Source organism: Agrobacterium sp. SUL3 (assembly GCF_001263295.1).
Taxonomy (GTDB): Bacteria; Pseudomonadota; Alphaproteobacteria; order Rhizobiales; family Rhizobiaceae; genus Agrobacterium; species Agrobacterium tomkonis.
This window is the reverse complement of sequence record NZ_KQ414519.1, coordinates 23035-38056: the sequence shown is the minus strand read 5'-3', so window position 1 is coordinate 38056 and position 15022 is coordinate 23035. Positions and strand designations below refer to the sequence as shown.

The following is a 15022-nucleotide window of genomic DNA, read 5'->3' as shown; positions in this document are numbered from 1 at the left end:
GTAAACCGGACCATAGGGCGCCGCGACTGCCGCCGCTATGGCGAGTTGCAGGCGGACAAGACGACAAATGGAGCTGGATATGGCGGGTACTGACGATCAGGTTGAGAGATTTCTTCAGGCGATGGCGGAGGAACTGGCCATTCCGGAGTCCCGGTATGAGCAGGCGGAAAGAAGCTACAAGTCTCTAGGCGACTGGTTTCATCGGCCTGAAAGCACGGTTCGCAATTTTGATCCGACCGCTTACGTGCAGGGATCGTTTCGACTCGGAACCGCAATCCGGCCGATAAACGATTCCGAGGAGTATGACGTCGACTCGGTTTGCGAGCTCAAGAAGCTTGCGAAAGGTGACCTTACCCAGTTCGACCTGAAACAGCTCCTAGGTTATGAAATCAAAGCCTATCATGATGCCAAAGGCATGACGAAGCCTGTGGAAGAGGGTAGACGCTGCTGGGTGCTTTCCTATGCCGACGGTGCGCAATTCCACATGGATATCGTGCCTGCCCTTCCTAACGGGATGGAGCAGCGACTTCTCCTGGAGCGTGCCCATTTCGACGTACGTTGGGCAGATACTGCCATCGCCATCACCGACCGGGAAGTCCCGACCTACAGGCAGAAGACGTATGATTGGCCGCGCTCCAATCCTAAGGGGTACGGTGAATGGTTCAAGTCACGAATGGCCGTGGTCCTCGCGCGGCGGAAGCGGGAGCTGGTGGAATCGTTGCGCCAGCGAGGCGTGACGGCGAGCGTCGAGCAACTTCCGGACTTCCGCGTACGCACACCGCTGCAAGCCGCGGTGATGATTTTGAAGCGGCATCGCGACAATATGTTCGCCCAAGAGGCCGACTTGAAACCTATTTCCGTCATCATCACGACCCTGTCTGGTCACGCCTACGTTCAGGAAGACACCATTGCCGGCGCTCTCTTCTCCATCCTCAACGGAATGGATCGATATATCCAGCATGACGGGTCCAAATTCATCATTCCAAACCCGACCGACCCTTTCGAAAATTTTGCTGACAAGTGGGAAAAGAACCCGCGCAAGGCCGAGGCCTTCTTCCGATGGCTCAACCAAGCACGGGAAGACTTCGGTCGCGCTGCCCGTGCCGCGACGTTGCAGGGTATGAACGAGGCGGTGTCGGCCCGTATGGGCGCAGCATTGTCGGATCGGGCCACGCGCCGCATCGGCGGCGGCGGCGGGCTCCTGAGGGCGGCGTCGGTGGCTCCCATCGCGCCGGTCGCAGCGATTCCGTCTTTTGGAAATGCCGCTCGGGTTCCCACTACGCCGAAGGGATTTGCATGAGCTGGTGGCTTACCGACGTTGCCCGTGCGAAAGCCGAGCGAACTGCGATCGCGCAATTGTCTGAACGCGATGGCTGGTTGTCGGGTATCTCCTGGCGGCTGGGAGATGATCTTCATCTGATCGTGGATTTCGACGTGCAACATGGCGCAGAGACGTTTGGTCTTTCCATGATATATCCGTCCACCTTTCCCGACACACCACCAATGGTGCAGCCCCGCGATGAACGGCGCCTTTCCTGGCATCAGTACGGCCCCGGCGGTGAGCTTTGCCTCGAGTTCAGGCCGGACAACTGGGCTCCTTCGATCACCGGCGCAATGATGGTTGAAAGCGCCCATCGTCTTCTGTCAGGAGAGCGGCCAGGCGAAAACGAGCCCGGCATCGTCCGCTCAGCGCATCAGGCATCAATCGGCAGGGAGACCCGTGGCGAATTTACGCGCTTCATTCTTGACGACAGCGCCGCGACGGTTCTTGCAGCTTTGCCCGTCGATGTTCCGACAGCCATCACCGTCTGGGATCGGCTCGCCAAGCCAACATGGGTCGCATCGCTCATGAGCGTAGGTGAAGAAGGGATATTGTGGGCCCAGAATGCGCCGCAACCCTCGCACTCCTCGATCGCAAATGGGTTCGTTATCCGGACAACGCGAAACGTTGACCGCTTCCGCCTAAGCCCCAAAGATTTCGCCGACGTGATGCCGGTAGAGTTTCCCGACCTGCTGGCAAAACTTCCCAAGAACCCATTCGATGGTTTTGTGTTGCTTGGAGATGAAAACCATTGGGTCGCGCTAAATCTTTACCCCTATGAGGGCAAACAGAGTGTCTTTGGCTATAAGATAATTGTCGCCCCAAGCGTCTCTGGAAGGCTGCCTGCAGGTTACGACAGCTTGGCGCAAAAGCGGATAGCAATCGTTGGCTGCGGTTCTGTGGGTTCAAAAATCGCAGGCACGCTCGCGCGATCTGGCGTACGCAATTTCACGCTGGTCGATGACGATGTCTTTTTCCAGGCAAACCTTGTCAGGAATGATCTTGATGCGCAGGCAATCGGTCAACACAAAGTCGATGCCCTTGGAGCCCGCCTGCAGAATCTGGTGGCAAACGCAGACATCTCCGTTCGGCGGATTGCACTCGGTCAGCAGGAGAGTGCGGGATCGACAGAGTCCGTTATGGAGGAGTTGGTCCAAGCCGACCTATTGGTCGACGCGACGGCAGACCCCCGAGCGTTCAACCTCGTTGCAGCTGTTGCCCGTCGTCATAGCAAACCCATGGTCTGGTGTCAGGTCTTTGCGGGTGGGATCGGCGGCATCATTGCTAGGGTCCGCCCGGGGTTTGATCCGATCCCTACCGAAGCGCGCAGCCAAATCCGCGCATGGTGCGATAGTCATAACGTGCCGTGGATCGCCGCAACCGAGACGGACTATGGCATCGAGCGAGATAACGCCCAACCGTTGATCGCCGATGACGCTGATGTCAGCGTAATTGCCAACCATGCGTCCAGGTTCATTCTGGATTTTCTCACGCGCGAGCAAAGCGTCTTTCCTTGCTCTGCCTACGCGATCGGACTGGTGGCCGAATGGATTTTCCATGCGCCCTTTGATACCTGGCCAATCGATCTTCGGCAGGAAGGTGACTGGGGTGGTGCGCAGGAACTGGCTTCGTCCGAAGAGCTCAAAGAGCTCCTTACATCGCTGTTTCCGAAGGTGAATGCGTGATCAGGGTGACACTCTCCAGACAGATCCGTGATCGCATGAAGTTACCGTTGAGGCGAGCCGGATCGCGTGAAATCGGCGGCATTCTCATGGGACAGGAGATTGCAAGCGGGCATTTCTCCGTTCTAGACTTCTCGGTGGACGAAGCGTCAGGAGCCGATGCCCACTTTGTGCGTGATGCTGATCATCACCGCCATGCGCTGGATGCGTTCTTCGACCGAACAGGTCACAATTATCAAGCATTCAACTACTTGGGCGAATGGCATTCCCATCCAAGTTTCCCGGTTCGACCAAGCCTCACTGACGTGCGCTCCATGCAGGAACTGGTTGACGGTGAAAGAGGTATCGGTTTTGCCGTGCTCCTGATTGTGAAGCTTGGGTTTTGGGGCCGTTTCAATGCATCAGCGAGCCTGCACCGGCGTGCACTCCCGCCTGAAATGATCGACCTGCGCGCAAATTGAAGGGCATCGCGATGAACTGGAATACATTGGATTTTGTCGTTCGATCGTTGGTCTCGTGGTTCGTGCGAGCCCGTCATGCTGAAAGCTGGATTTTCCGCGGAGCCGTTGCGGTCTTGGTTGCAATCCACGGGGCAAACTGGGTCTTCAAATATTCCGGTACCATCGGAGGGGAGTCCGGATCGATAGAGTTCGGAACGGCAGGTGCTGTGCCCGATAGTATTCTCTGGATCATCACGGTCGTCTGCATTGCCCTCATGTTGGGATCGGCCATGTGGGCCTGGATACGTTATGCGAACGAGCAAAAGCGTCTTGCGCGGAAAAAGGTCTTTGTCATCGAAGGGAGAGGTTTGCGCGATGACGATGGATCATCGCTCAAATCCGCCGTACCCGAAAGCATAACGGGCACGCGTATCGACTACATGCTCGATCTGCGGCAGCGTAAGGATGGCGTAATCGTCGAGCCGGAAGATCTCCTTCCACCTGTTGCCGCAATGAAAACCTGGGTCCATCAGGCGCAGAAGGGCAACGAACGTAGCGACCTTACGACAGTCTACGGCGGCCTTACGGCCGTCCCATTGACCTTTTTGACCGGTCTGCTTCTGGACGACGAAGGCGATATTGTCGTCATGGATTGGGATCGGGTTGCAAGCCGTTGGCGCCTGCTTGACGGTCAAGACGATGCATCACGTTTTGAAATTACCGGTATGGAACAGGCCGGGGCACAGCGGGAAGTCGTTCTCGCGATCTCAGCTTCGTATATGGTGAAAACCGAAGATCTCGCGACGACGTTTAACTGCCCGATTGTCAGAATGACATTGCCTGACCTGCAATCATCTCATTGGTCTCAGGCGAGGCAGTCAGAGCTAGCCGATCAGTTCCTCGGCGTCTTGAAACAGCTCGATGCAATAGGCGTGGAGCAAGTCCATCTGGTTCTGGCAGCCCAGAACAGTGTCGTGTTCAATCTTGCTCGTCGCTATGACAAGCGAAATCTACCGAGGGTCGCGGTCTATCAGTTTGAACGTTCCCAGGAAAGGCGATACCCGTGGGGGATCGAGATGCCTGTTGCCGGGGTAAATGTTGCCCGTGTGATTCAGACGGATGAAGGCGCTGCGCGATTTCCGGAACGGACGTAAGGGCGAGCCTCGAGGACAGCTGGGATATGGCGAACACCTGAGCGTATGGTGTCCTGACACTTGAGAAGTTTTGGCTCATCTTCGGACCGGGCGCTGACCTCAAGGCCGACCTCGATAGGAGCCGGTCTATTCCGCGTGGGGATCAACAGTCTCGCGGTCCTGCTGCAAGAGGTGATGGGGATGGACCGGCTTGCCCATCATCCGTGCGTTCAGCAATCGCCAGCGTGACCGCTTGAAACTTTTGTTCTTTGAACGGTGTTGTATCGCAACCGATGCTAGCTGGAACAGCCCCGCATCGCTGCATTGGTGGGGCCTGGTCAGTGTATCACGTATTGGGACAAGGTTGCCATGTGTCGGGTTTTTGCATATATTCAGTGTCGGGTTTTTGTAACGGGAAACCGATCATGGATCAGACATTGAAGCAACGGATCAGGACGAGAGTTAGCCGGACGAAGAAGACCGACGTCTTCATTCCGCGCGACTTTGCTGACCTGAGCGGCGGCGATCAGGTTCTTCGGGCCCTGAGGGCGTTGGTGAAGGATGGCGCGCTCATACGCTTGGGCTATGGTGTCTATGCCCGGGCCGTACGGTCACGGCTGTCGGGGCGCGTTATGGTCTCCAGTTCAAACGGGTTTCACGGTGCTGCCCTCCAGGCCCTGAACAAACTTGGGGTCCCTTGGGAGCAAGGTGACAGCACCCAGGCCTATAATCTGGGGCAGTCCACCCAGGTCCCGGTTAATCTTACCGTCAAGGTCGGGAAACGCTTCAGCCGCCGGCTATCCGACGGCCGTACGGAGCTTCGCGTTGAGCGATAAGCCGGACCTGCAGACGCTGCTCGAGGTGCAGGACCACTTCGCCCTGCCCTCGACGGCCCTCGTCGAAAAGGATTGGTTCGTCGTGCGTGCCCTCGCGGCGATCCACGACGTAGAGGTCGACGGATTGACGTTGGCTTTCGGTGGCGGGACGGCGCTTGGCCGGGCATATCGTCTGCTCGAACGCATGTCAGAAGACATAGACTTGCGCATCGTAGGGGAAAATGCCGGTGAGCGCGGGTCCCTCAAGCGTATGAGACGCGCGGTCAGCAAACGTCTGGAAGACGCCGGCTTCACGGTTGAAGGGCACGTGCGGGTACTCCAGAACGGCTCTTATGTACGATACGACCTGCCCTACGATCCGATCGCCAAGGGCGAGGGTGTCCTACGCCCGGAGATCAAGATCGAAATTGCGGCTTTTCCGATCTGCACCGCCCCGGAGTTGTGTTCGGTCACCTCATTCGTCGGGGAAGCCACCGGTCGGCCGGCCGAGGCCAACGATGTTAAATGCGTTCGTCTGGTGGAAACGGCTGCCGACAAGTTCGTCGCGCTCGGGCGCCGGGCAGGCTTTGCTTTTGCCGGGCACGAGCCGCTAGACCACACGCTGGTCCGTCATGTCTATGACATTTCACGCATGGACGGTAAGTACGACCTAGATACAGCAGCTGCAATTGCACTGGATACGATGGTGGCCGAGGCAAAAGGTGACCGGGCGGACAAATACCCGGACTACAAGTCAGATCCTCGCGCTGAGACGCTCAAGACGTTTGAGATCATGGCGACACATGCCGAATTCGCCGCGCACTACGAAAAGCTCATGGGCGACATGGTATACGGCGCGCGGCCAAGTTTCGCGGAGGCCTTCACCGTTGTAGAACGCTTTGCGCAGAAAGTCCGCGAAGCGTAAGGTCGGTTTCGCCGATGCAGACTGGAACATTGACCGGAAACGCAGAGCTCATCGACAGGCGCCTTGTAAGGCCGGTGTTGCTACCGGGTCCCCCGACCTAAAATGGCGGCAATAGGGCCGCAGGCTGCCTGACAAGCCTGTCCCGTTGATGCTCGCTTGCAATTCTTGAAGCTTGCCTAGTCTCAGGAGGCTGATGCCGACAAAGCTGCATCGAGCGACCTGCCCCCACTGCCCGCAAGCCAGGACCTGAAAGTGAGCAGGTCGGGGTTTATTTCGCGCATGAGTTCCAGATCGACCTGCTCGGCGAGCGGCCCGCCTTCCAGACTCTCCGCCATATGCGCGAGATCAGCGTTTGCAGCCAGTACGCCGTCGGGAAACCGTTCGTAGCGTATCGGGCGACCGGATGCTTCACTGAGTAGAACCTCAAGCTCGCGCCCGGTCAGGCGGTCGCTGGCGATCTTAAGTGTTGCGCCGCCAAAGCGGGACTTGTCGGCAAGCACGGCAGCAACGAACCGGCCGATGTCTTCCACGGCGATTAGCTGAATGGAATGATCCGGTCGGATCAGGGAAACCAAACGGCCCTCATCCAGACCGAAACCGGGTCGTAAGAGCATTTCCATGAAAATCATCGGCCGGATGATGGTGGTCGTCATGTCGAGTTGTCGAACATGGGCTTCGATACGGGGCTTGGCGTCGAAGCGCGGAACACCTGTCAGTTCATTCCCAACACTGTAAGCGGCAAGGAGACCCCATCTGGCGCTGCTGATGCTGGGCAGGGTATTTCGGACATACGACTTCTCTGAATGTGAGGATCTATGTCTAGACCTGCGGCTAGCCTTGGATTGATGCGTATGATCGAGGCGGTGCCCGATCGTCTTGACGGCTCGCCGCGACAGTTGCGGCGTTTCTGGTCTGACGAGTTCAAGGCGACAGCGGTCGAGCAAGCCTGTCAGCCCGGCGTGAACGTCTCAGCAGTTGCGCGTCAGATCGGGATCCTTCCGTCTCAGCTCTATCGCTGGCGCAGAGAACTCCTGGGAAATGATGAGCCTGGGCAAGCAGCAGCGACAGTGGATCCACAGAGCGTTGTATCCGACCCCGACCCCGTCGTCGAAATCATCATTGGCGGTATCGTCGTGCGGGCAGGCCAGCATGTCGACGAGGCGCATCTGCAGCGTGTGATCCGCGCGGTGCGGGCGGCATGATCCCCGCAGGTGTAAAGGTCTTCCTCGCCAGCCATCCCATCGACTTCCGCAAGGGGCCGGACAGCCTGCTGTCGCTGGTGCGCGATGCTGGCAGTGATCCGTTCAACGGCTCGCTTTATCTCTTCCGGGCGAAGCGGGCGGACCGGGTCAAGATCGTCTGGTGGGATGGATCAGGCGTCTGCCTCTATTCCAAACGGCTGGAGAAGGCGCGGTTCTGCTGGCCGCGGATCGGCCATAACCGGGTGCAGCTCAACCATGCCCAGCTCATGGCGCTCGTTGATGGCATGGATTGGAGACGGGTTCGCTCTGTGGCGGTGAAGCCGCCGGAGATCGTGGGGTAGATGCCTGCGGCGAAGTGAATCAACCGTCTGAAAGGGCAGGAAAACCTGAGCACAATATGCTCTGGTAGGCCTCATGACGCCGCCCGATCTGCTGCTCCCTGATGATGTCGAGACCCTGAAAGCCATGGTCCTTGCCATGGCCGAGAAGGCAGCGCGCACCGATGCTCTTGAGAGCGAGGTCGCAGACCTGAAGGCCAGAAACGCCGATGCCGATGAACGCATCGAGCGACTGACCCAGATCCTGAGAGCCTTCGATCGGGCCCGCTTCGGCCGGCGATCGGAGAAGCTTGGCTCCCCAACCGTCGACGACGAGCAGCAGGCTTTTGTCTTCGAGGAGATCGAGACCGGCATCGCTGCGATCCGAGCCCAGGTCACCAAGGGCACAGCCCATCCGGATGGCAAACGTCAGCCGCGGCCGCGCAAAGGCTTCGCACCTCACCTGGAGCGGGTCGAGGTGGTGATCGAGCCAGATGAACTGCCCGAACACGCCGGCAAGCAGAAGGTGCTGATCGGGGAAGACGTCTCGGAACGGCTGGATGTCGTGCCAGCGAAGTTCCGGGTCATCGTCACCCGCCGGCCGAAGTATGCCTTCAAAAACGAAGACGGCGTCATTCAGGCAGCCGCACCCGCGCACATCATCGAGGGTGGCATTCCGACGGAAGCGCTTCTCGCCCAGATCGCGGTCTCGAAGTATGCAGACGGCCTTCCGCTCTATCGGCAGGAGGCAATCTATGCCCGCGACAAGGTTGAGCTTGACCGGAAGCTGATGGCTCAATGGATGGGGAAGCTCGGCTTCGAGCTCGATATCCTGGCCGACTATATCCTCGCCGAGATCAAGAAGGCTGAGCGGATCTTCGCTGACGAGACGACGTTGCCCACGCTCGCGCCCGGATCCGGATCGGCAAAGACGGCCTGGCTATGGGCCTATGCCAGAGATGACAGACCCTTCGGCGGCAGTGGTCCGCCGATGGTCGCCTATCGCTTCGAAGATAGCCGCGCTGGCGATCGTGTCGCCCGGCACCTGAATGGCTATCGCGGTATTCTCCAAGTTGACGGGTATGGTGCCTACAACAAGCTTGCCCGATCTGACGGCGGCAATGACGGTGTGATGCTGGCCGGCTGCTGGTCCCACAGCAGGCGCAAGTTCTACGAGCTCCACGCCTCCGAAAGCTCAAAGATCGCCACCGAAACGGTGGAGCTCATGGCAAAGCTCTGGCAGGTCGAAGAGACGGTGCGTGGGCAAAGCCCTGACGCTCGTGTCGCGGCGCGCCAGAAGACATCTGACGCTGTTGTCACTGAGCTCTTCGCCCTCTGGCAGAGGACCCTACCGCGGATCTCTGGCAAATCGAAGCTCGCAGAGGCGATCCGCTATGCTACCTCACGTCGCTCTATCTTCGAACGCTTCCTCGCCGACGGCCGCATTGAGCTCGATTCCAACATCGTTGAGCGCGCTATCAGGCCCCAGGCAATTACCAGAAAGAACAGTCTATTCGCCGGCAGCGACGGCGGGGGCAAGACCTGGGCGACAATCGCCACGCTCCTGCAGACGGCGAAGATGAACAACGTCGATCCGCAGGCATGGCTCACCCAGACCCTCGAGCGCATAGCCAACGGCTGGCCCAGCAGCGAAATCGACGCACTCATGCCGTGGAATTACACAGCCTGAACGGCCTCGGCTTGTCGCTTACCCAACACTCGCGCCTGACGTATAAACAAAATGATTGATGTCGGCTTCGGCAGCTATATCTGCAATCGATATACCATAACGAATTTCGTCCTCGGCGGCCAGGTTGGCTGGCAACACGCTAAAGACGCCATAGGCGTCTTTCATCGCTGAGCGGATAACATTGGTCTCTTCAAATGAACCCTGCACTAGCTCGACGCCCGCATTCCGCAATTGCACAGATGCAGCTTTGCTGGAATCCTGAACGAGCGCGCGAACGGGCCATCCCGCCTTCAGCAAAGCATTGGCGACAGATCCTCCCTGTCTTCCGGTAGCGCCGAAAACCAGAATGGGTTGCTTGCTATTGGTCACTTGAAGCCCTCGCGTTAAAACAAGGACCGTCTATATATACGAATGTAATTCTGCCGGAAGACGGCACATTTTTCAGCATCAGGCACAAGGATGACACCCTTGGAAGAACAGATCGATGCCGGCCCATCGCGCGGATCAGAAAACGACAGACAGTTCAGGCCGATCCCGTCAAACGGGGTCTGCAGCCTGCTGAGCGACAAATGGACTGTGCCGGTTCTTTGGCGTCTTTCTCTCGCGGAAGGTCATCGGCTTCGCTTTTCGACCTTGAGAAAAGAGGTCGGTGAGATCACCCAGCGCATGCTGACGCTCACGCTGCGCAATCTCGAGCGCGACGGCTTTGTTGTGCGTCACTATTTTCCCGAAGTGCCACCACGCGTCGAATACGAACTGACAGAGATCGCCCATGGAGCTTTGCGCGCCCTCGAGGGATTTAACTTCTGGGTCCACGACAATCTGGACTCCATCAAGGCGCGCCGGCGCGCTTACGACCGGGCAGAGTCATAGATCAGCCCCCGAAAAGAGCTGAGGTGAAGAGATCGCTCCAGGTAACCGTTTCGCCACGCCCGCTTTCCGCGTTATCGGTTCCTCGTTCAACGGCTGCATTCAAGGTCGCAAGCCCTATTTTGTGATCTGTTGTTGTTGATCGTGCCGACGGGGATGTTTGGGCCTGTCGTATCAAAACGACAGTTCGCTCATTGACCTATTTGCCGATTGGAGCTTTCGCCGGTTTGCTCAATGACAGAACAACCTGTTGACGGTTTCACCTCTTCGCGCAACCGGTGTTTCACCGCTTCTCTTCTTTGCTGATCGACCGATTCTCCGGTTGGCGTAAACACCGATTCGCTCATTCACCGACTTGCCCAATCACGGATTCGCCTGGTCGCGCATACACCGGTTCACTGCTTTACCTATTCGGCGAATAGGCGTTGCGTCATTTCGCCGATACGCTTCTTTGCCGATCTGCTGATTTACCTATTCAGCCAAGCACCGAGCCACTCAATCGCTTATTTGCCGATGCACTCACTCGGCAAAGCACTCATTCACACCATCGCTCAGCCGCGGATTCGCTGAACCACCTGCCCACTTATTCGCTTATTCACTTAACCGCACAATCGCCGATCACCGGGATATCTCCAGCCGGATGAAGGCTCCGGGAACCCCTCAAAACAGGCGCAACCGCCCTCCTCACTTCCGGACGTACATCGATCGCTCACACCCGTCGTTCTTGTCCAATTCTGGCAAAAGTTTGCAGATCACGGAGACGCCCGGTCGCCCTGGCGACCATCGCCCCTCGGGCGAAACGGCTAGCGGTATACCGTTAGCCTATCCTGCCATCTCTCACCATCATGTCCGGCCCACGTGCCCGACCCGCCAATGCTGTTGCGAGTCGTCAGACGATGCAACAGCGATCACAGGTGTATCGCCTGTGATCCGCGGAGGAGGAACAGCGCGAGGGCCGGACATGATGGTGAGATGCTGAAGCGAGCCGCCCTCGGGAGCAGTCGGGATGCCCGTGACCGAAGGGGAACGGACATCGATGACATGCGAACGATGGGGCGGCGAGCACACCGCAGGAGAGGATGATCGTCTGGAGCGGATGCCCGAAGCATGAGGGCGCAGCGCAGGACGATCATCCTCTCCGTATTGTTTGGGGAAGTCGCGGCAGCGTCCGTTTACCGGCCCGAAAGGCCGGGCGGGGCTTGCCCCGCGCCACAGGGAGAGGGGTGTTTGGGGGGAGAGGCGGCAAGTCTCTCCCCTCAAGACCGCGCGCAGGCTCGATGCCGGCAAGCGGTCAGGACTACGCGGAAAAGACGAGAGGCGACCGTGCCGCCTCTCGTCTGCATGTCAGTCGGTCCCCAGTTCGCGGATCACGGCGGCGACAGGCCAGTCGCCGAAATGGGTCCGGCGTTGGGCAACGAGGATATCGACGGCCGTCTCATTGGCCTCGATGGCTCGGATTGCCTCATCCATATCGTCATAGGGGCCGAGATTTTCGACCGGCTCATAGTCGCCATAGTCTTCGTCCCAGCCGCCGGCGATGTATTGCGGCGCGTTTTTGACACGGACCAGTGCCCGTTCAGCCGCGCGGATGAGACGGAACCCCTCGGTACGCTGCCGCCAGTATTCCGGGCTTCCACCATCGTTGTATTTGATCTTGCGCTGTGTCATAAGAAGTCTCCTTTCGTTTTCTGACGGAAGGAGGCCGCACGATAGCCGCGAGGGGTCAGGGATCGCGGCACGCGACCGCCGGAGGCGGCAAGCGGGGGAGCCGATTTTCTGATGGCGCCATAGACGACGGCTGAAAATTGGGGGAACCGCGCAGTCCTTGACGCCGGAGTGGCGGGTGCAAAATGGGAAGTCAGAGAAGAAGAGCCCATGGCGCCGAAGGCGCCGTGTCCGTGTGGAGGGAGAGTGTGAGAGGGCCAGGCCCTCTTTCCGTCGGGCGGGCCGGTCGATCCCGACCACCCGGCGAAGCTGCGACGACAGGGCCGCAACACCCGAAGCTCCATGGCGCCTAGGATAGAGTGAACGGGGACGGGATTGCCCGCCCCCTTCTGCCGCCGTCACGCCGTGGCGATCACGTCCGGATTGGCGGCCTTCAACGTGGCGGTAAAACCGCTGACGCGGCTGCCGAAGACGTGCGGTCCGCTGATTGCTTCGAAAGTCGGTGATAGAACCGGGAACCGGATTGTCAGGATGGCGGCAAAATCCTCGATAGGCCGTTTCGGTGATACGGTTTCGCCAAACTGGTCGGTGCCGATGATCAGGAGCTTCCCGGCCAGTGGACTTGCATAATCGGCAACCTCGGTGAAGCATGGGATCTCGTCCATCAGTCCGTTGTCGTCAACGATGATGCAATGGTTCCGGTCGATCCTCACCATGTCGATGAGGTTGCATCCGATATGACGGCGAATGTCGGCAAGGCTGTTTGCCGGATCGATCGCCACCATGCGGATGCTGCGGGTTTCGACTTCGACAAGATAGGCATTGAGGGTCATTTTGAAGCTCCTTCGGTTCGCGAAGCGATGGGCCTTTGGTCAGGAAGCAGGCCCCGCTCCTGCTTCCCGAGCGCGCGCGGAGCGGCGGGTGAGAGGGGGGCAAGGCGCAGGCGCCGGAGGGGGATCACCCGTCCTGCACAAGCAGGCGCGGAAGGACGGGGAGACCGGCGCTTGGACCTTGCTGGGGAGAGAGGGCGGCGCCCTCTTTTCCCGACCAGACCGGGATGAATCGCCAGAGGCGATTTCCATCGGCGCAGCCGAGCGAGAGGATCGTCACCGGGATCGGCGGAGACCGCCTGCGGGCTCCGTTCGCGCAGCGAATAGAGCCGTCCGCGAAGCGGGTCGCCCTGAATGCCCTTTCATTCCGTTGATATTTGGATAAGGCGGGAAACGAAAACAGATTGCGAGGACCGGCAGGCATTGAACAAAATCGTCAAGCTCGATGAAGAGCGAAGCAAACGAACTGAAAAGCGGAAACCAGCCGCCACGGCTGAAAGGAGACCGCCGAAACGGCCGAGGTGGAAACCCAGCCGTATCCGACCCAGCAGCATTGTATTGGCGACCATCATCGCTTTGGTGGCGCTTGGTGGATATCTTGTTGCGACGCAGGACATCACCGCTGATCTCGGACCGCCGATAACCGCACGGGCAAGCGGTTCGATTTTGGTTCGCTTCGGCATCTGTCCGGATGGGCTTCACCGCGACTGCGTGGTCGACGGCGACACGTTCTGGCTTGGTGATCAGAAGATCAGGATTGCGGATATCGACACACCGGAGCTCAGCCCGCCGCGGTGCGAGGCGGAAAGGATCAAGGGCGAGACGGCGAAGATACGTTTGCTCGACCTTCTCAATGGCGGAGCATTTTCGCTTGAGGCGGGTGATCGGGACGAGGACAGGTATGGCCGGAAGTTGCGCAGGGTTGTCCGCGATGGGCAGTCCATCGGCGAGATCCTCATTTCGGAAGGTCTAGCGCGGCGTTGGGACGGCGCGCGCCATCCCTGGTGCGGTTGATCCATCACCATGATGAATCGGTCGGGCCTGACCGATTCAAATCTCTGGTTGGACGCGGAATCGGCAATCGACGATTCTGTCGTCATGATTGCGCAGCCCTATCAGCTTTATATCGAACGCAAGGACGCCTCGATGAACATGGCGCGTTACTATGCCATGGATATCTCGGAAACCCTGTTTGGAGAGACCCGGCTGACGCGCCGCTGGGGACGCATCGGCGCGCGCGGCCAGTCAAAAGCGCATATCTTCCAGCGTGAAGAGGAGGCGGTGCTGCTGTTTCTCGATCTCGCTCGCCAGAAGCGGACACGCGGCTATCGCCCGGCGGGACGACAGGTGGAACGAGGCCCGCGCGAGCGGGCCTCGACAGGCGCCTTATCGGCGCCGGTCCCAGTCCGTCTCGAAGGCGATCTCGATCTCGACGAAGAACGGGATCTTGATTGCGAGCTTGAGGCCGAGTTTGCCTTTGCGGAAGAAATGGCCGGCGACTTTGCCGAGTGCGCGCAGCCGGCGACCGGTGGCGGTGAGGAATTGGGCGAGTTGGCGCATGATGTTTACTCCTTTCGATAACGTGTCATTGCGGGGATAGGCCGCGGCCCGGAAAGGCGTGCTGCACCCGAAAGGGCCACAGCGCATGCGGAGGACCTGCCGGCGACGGAATTTTGCGGCGCGAGGAGCCGCAGGCTAAGGAAAATTCTGTTGGCGGCAGGTTGCGGTACGACCACCGGGCTGCAACATCCCCGATGCCGATGACAGGGGATCGAAAGGAAGGACGCGGCTACGTCCCCGATCTCTTCCGGTGGGATGCAGGCTGCGGTGTTGGTGTGGTCGGTGGCGAAGCGAAGCGTCGGGCCCTGGCCGCCGGTCGATCCGGCGGGCTGGGCCGGCAACTGCGGCAGAAAGCCTCCGTCAAAACGGAGGCTCCGAGGAATGGCTGCCGTCCTGTTCGGCAAGCGCGGCGGCCAGTTCGGCCTGAGCGAGTTCGAGCTCGGCCTTGATCTGACGGCGCTCTGCGGCATCGACTACGGCCCGCATCTCGGCGCGCAACTCTTCAACCTGGATTTCGAGGGCATAGGTCATCGTCGTCTCCTTGACGTTTGTGAAAGACGAGGACCCGCGGC

The 15022-nt window shown here is 59.2% G+C and carries 17 protein-coding genes and 1 pseudogene; 12 read left to right on the top strand and 6 right to left on the bottom strand.

Features of this window, described 5'->3' with window-relative positions; all coding sequences use genetic code 11:
• Positions 1-79 precede the first annotated feature (79 nt).
• From AKG12_RS25420 to AKG12_RS25395, 6 genes are all read left to right on the top strand, one after another.
• Positions 80-1300, top strand: coding sequence for a nucleotidyltransferase domain-containing protein (locus AKG12_RS25420; RefSeq protein WP_052820949.1), 1221 nt, complete (start codon positions 80-82; stop codon positions 1298-1300).
• On the top strand, positions 1297-3006 hold the full coding sequence (locus AKG12_RS25415; protein ID WP_052820913.1) for a ThiF family adenylyltransferase: 1710 nt from the start codon (positions 1297-1299) through the stop codon (positions 3004-3006). Before AKG12_RS25420 ends, AKG12_RS25415 begins: the two co-directional genes overlap by 4 nt.
• Positions 3003-3464 (top strand): Mov34/MPN/PAD-1 family protein, encoded by a 462-nt coding sequence (locus tag AKG12_RS25410; protein ID WP_197283355.1) that lies wholly within the window; start codon positions 3003-3005, stop codon positions 3462-3464. The genes AKG12_RS25415 and AKG12_RS25410 overlap by 4 nt, the downstream gene beginning before the upstream one ends.
• An 11-nt stretch (positions 3465-3475) precedes the next feature.
• Entirely contained in the window at positions 3476-4597 is a 1122-nt protein-coding gene (locus tag AKG12_RS25405) for an SAVED domain-containing protein (protein ID WP_141402094.1), read from the top strand.
• 404 nt (positions 4598-5001) lie between these two features.
• The gene (locus AKG12_RS25400; RefSeq protein ID WP_052820911.1) at positions 5002-5412 is read left to right on the top strand and encodes a DUF6088 family protein; all 411 of its coding nucleotides are present in this window, start codon (positions 5002-5004) and stop codon (positions 5410-5412) included.
• Positions 5402-6316, top strand: a complete 915-nt coding sequence (locus AKG12_RS25395; RefSeq protein WP_234905345.1) for a nucleotidyl transferase AbiEii/AbiGii toxin family protein — start codon at positions 5402-5404, stop codon at positions 6314-6316. Before AKG12_RS25400 ends, AKG12_RS25395 begins: the two co-directional genes overlap by 11 nt.
• A gap of 182 nt (positions 6317-6498) precedes the next feature.
• Here AKG12_RS25395 and AKG12_RS25390 read toward each other — a convergent pair whose 3' ends face one another.
• Positions 6499-7260 (bottom strand): NmrA family NAD(P)-binding protein, encoded by a 762-nt coding sequence (locus tag AKG12_RS25390; RefSeq protein WP_237681279.1) that lies wholly within the window; start codon positions 7258-7260, stop codon positions 6499-6501.
• Between AKG12_RS25390 and AKG12_RS25385 the strand changes: the two genes are divergently transcribed.
• The 3 genes from AKG12_RS25385 to tnpC all read left to right on the top strand — a co-directional run bounded on the left by AKG12_RS25385 (position 7168) and on the right by tnpC (position 9525).
• The gene (locus tag AKG12_RS25385) at positions 7168-7518 is read left to right on the top strand and encodes a transposase (RefSeq protein WP_176526848.1); all 351 of its coding nucleotides are present in this window, start codon (positions 7168-7170) and stop codon (positions 7516-7518) included. The genes AKG12_RS25390 and AKG12_RS25385 overlap by 93 nt on opposite strands.
• Positions 7515-7859 (top strand): IS66 family insertion sequence element accessory protein TnpB, encoded by a 345-nt coding sequence (tnpB, locus tag AKG12_RS25380; protein ID WP_052820910.1) that lies wholly within the window; start codon positions 7515-7517, stop codon positions 7857-7859. The genes AKG12_RS25385 and tnpB overlap by 4 nt, the downstream gene beginning before the upstream one ends.
• A gap of 73 nt (positions 7860-7932) precedes the next feature.
• Positions 7933-9525: an IS66 family transposase gene (tnpC, locus tag AKG12_RS25375; protein WP_052820909.1), complete on the top strand. Its 1593-nt coding sequence runs from the start codon at positions 7933-7935 to the stop codon at positions 9523-9525.
• 18 nt (positions 9526-9543) lie between these two features.
• Here the strand turns inward: tnpC and AKG12_RS25370 are convergent, their stop codons facing one another.
• Positions 9544-9894 (bottom strand): NmrA family NAD(P)-binding protein, encoded by a 351-nt coding sequence (locus AKG12_RS25370; RefSeq protein ID WP_082179043.1) that lies wholly within the window; start codon positions 9892-9894, stop codon positions 9544-9546.
• Between the two features lie 90 nt (positions 9895-9984).
• Here AKG12_RS25370 and AKG12_RS25365 point away from each other — a divergent pair, with 90 nt between their 5' ends.
• A complete protein-coding gene (locus tag AKG12_RS25365; RefSeq protein ID WP_052820907.1) occupies positions 9985-10398 on the top strand; it encodes a winged helix-turn-helix transcriptional regulator in 414 nt (137 codons plus the stop codon).
• A gap of 188 nt (positions 10399-10586) precedes the next feature.
• Here AKG12_RS25365 and AKG12_RS30425 read toward each other — a convergent pair whose 3' ends face one another.
• The 3 genes from AKG12_RS30425 to AKG12_RS25355 all read right to left on the bottom strand — a co-directional run bounded on the left by AKG12_RS30425 (position 10587) and on the right by AKG12_RS25355 (position 12893).
• Positions 10587-10742 carry a hypothetical protein gene (locus AKG12_RS30425; protein WP_156316089.1) on the bottom strand — a complete coding sequence of 52 codons (156 nt, stop codon included), beginning with the start codon at positions 10740-10742 and terminating at the stop codon, positions 10587-10589.
• 997 nt (positions 10743-11739) lie between these two features.
• A complete protein-coding gene (locus AKG12_RS25360; protein ID WP_046802235.1) occupies positions 11740-12063 on the bottom strand; it encodes a hypothetical protein in 324 nt (107 codons plus the stop codon).
• A 395-nt stretch (positions 12064-12458) separates the two neighbouring features.
• The gene (locus tag AKG12_RS25355; protein ID WP_052760284.1) at positions 12459-12893 is read right to left on the bottom strand and encodes a DUF3846 domain-containing protein; all 435 of its coding nucleotides are present in this window, start codon (positions 12891-12893) and stop codon (positions 12459-12461) included.
• A 555-nt stretch (positions 12894-13448) separates the two neighbouring features.
• On the opposite strand from AKG12_RS25355, the gene AKG12_RS29760 reads away from it, so the two are divergent.
• Together AKG12_RS29760 and AKG12_RS31125 are read left to right on the top strand one after the other, a co-directional pair.
• Positions 13449-13904, top strand: a complete 456-nt coding sequence (locus AKG12_RS29760; protein ID WP_170979867.1) for a thermonuclease family protein — start codon at positions 13449-13451, stop codon at positions 13902-13904.
• A gap of 9 nt (positions 13905-13913) precedes the next feature.
• Positions 13914-14174: pseudogene (locus tag AKG12_RS31125) on the top strand (WGR domain-containing protein); the annotation flags it as partial.
• Between the two features lie 636 nt (positions 14175-14810).
• On the opposite strand, the gene AKG12_RS30815 reads toward AKG12_RS31125, so the two are convergent.
• Positions 14811-14981 (bottom strand): hypothetical protein, encoded by a 171-nt coding sequence (locus tag AKG12_RS30815; RefSeq protein ID WP_011982966.1) that lies wholly within the window; start codon positions 14979-14981, stop codon positions 14811-14813.
• Between the last annotated feature and the right edge of the window lie 41 nt (positions 14982-15022).

Coding starts and splice junctions, on each gene's coding strand:
- AKG12_RS25420 (WP_052820949.1), top strand. CDS start 80: ATGGCGGGTACTGACGATCAGGTTGAGAGATTTCTTCAGGCGATGGCG.
- AKG12_RS30425 (WP_156316089.1), bottom strand. CDS start 10,742: ATGAGCGAATCGGTGTTTACGCCAACCGGAGAATCGGTCGATCAGCAA.
- AKG12_RS25365 (WP_052820907.1), top strand. CDS start 9,985: ATGACACCCTTGGAAGAACAGATCGATGCCGGCCCATCGCGCGGATCA.
- AKG12_RS25400 (WP_052820911.1), top strand. CDS start 5,002: ATGGATCAGACATTGAAGCAACGGATCAGGACGAGAGTTAGCCGGACG.
- AKG12_RS25405 (WP_141402094.1), top strand. CDS start 3,476: ATGAACTGGAATACATTGGATTTTGTCGTTCGATCGTTGGTCTCGTGG.
- AKG12_RS25415 (WP_052820913.1), top strand. CDS start 1,297: ATGAGCTGGTGGCTTACCGACGTTGCCCGTGCGAAAGCCGAGCGAACT.
- AKG12_RS30815 (WP_011982966.1), bottom strand. CDS start 14,981: ATGACCTATGCCCTCGAAATCCAGGTTGAAGAGTTGCGCGCCGAGATG.
- tnpB (WP_052820910.1), top strand. CDS start 7,515: ATGATCCCCGCAGGTGTAAAGGTCTTCCTCGCCAGCCATCCCATCGAC.
- AKG12_RS25360 (WP_046802235.1), bottom strand. CDS start 12,063: ATGACACAGCGCAAGATCAAATACAACGATGGTGGAAGCCCGGAATAC.
- AKG12_RS25355 (WP_052760284.1), bottom strand. CDS start 12,893: ATGACCCTCAATGCCTATCTTGTCGAAGTCGAAACCCGCAGCATCCGC.
- tnpC (WP_052820909.1), top strand. CDS start 7,933: ATGACGCCGCCCGATCTGCTGCTCCCTGATGATGTCGAGACCCTGAAA.
- AKG12_RS25385 (WP_176526848.1), top strand. CDS start 7,168: ATGATCGAGGCGGTGCCCGATCGTCTTGACGGCTCGCCGCGACAGTTG.